The organism is Oleiphilus sp. HI0066 (assembly GCF_001635725.1).
The window spans coordinates 1-579 of record NZ_LWFH01000360.1; the positions used below are offsets into that span (position 1 = coordinate 1).

At 45.9% G+C, this 579-nt stretch carries 1 protein-coding gene; it reads left to right on the forward strand.

Annotation, left to right across the window (positions count from 1 at the left end):
• A partial coding sequence (locus A3738_RS05130; protein WP_156503975.1) for an ABC transporter substrate-binding protein occupies positions 1–472 on the forward strand: 472 nt, incomplete at its 5' end.
• Positions 473–579: the final 107 nt, after the last annotated feature.

Here is a 579-nt window from a genome sequence, read left to right on the forward strand (position 1 = left end):
TAACCCTGGCGAAGCGAACTCAGTCTCTTTGGTTGAGCTAGTGAAAAAACATGCACCATCACAAGGTATGGAAGTTGTTGAAGCTGCTTCACCTAAATCAGCAGATGTGCAAACTGCTATGCGCTCACTTGTTGGAAAAGTAGATGTCGTTTACTTACCTACCGACAACACCGTGATATCTGCGCTAGAAGGCGTTATCAAGATTGCGGAACAAACTGACATTCCCGTTATCGCAGCAGATACAGATAGTGTTAAACGTGGCGCGATCGCCGCTCTAGGCTTTAACTATTATGACGTTGGACGTCAAACTGGCGCAATGGTTGTCGAAGTGTTAAACGGCAAAGCGCCAGGTGAACTTCCAGTGCAAGGAGTCGAGAAAACAGAGCTTTATCTAAACCTACCAGCAGCAGAGGCCATGGGCGCAACCATTCCTGAAGCGCTATTAGGACAGGCGAAAGAAATCATTGAATAGGTTGCCAAATAAACCTCTTTGAGAAGCAGGAAAGTCAATGATTAGTAGTTTTGCGTTTTTCGGTGCATTAGAGACCGGTTTTATATTTGCGCTCGTCGCTCTTGGGA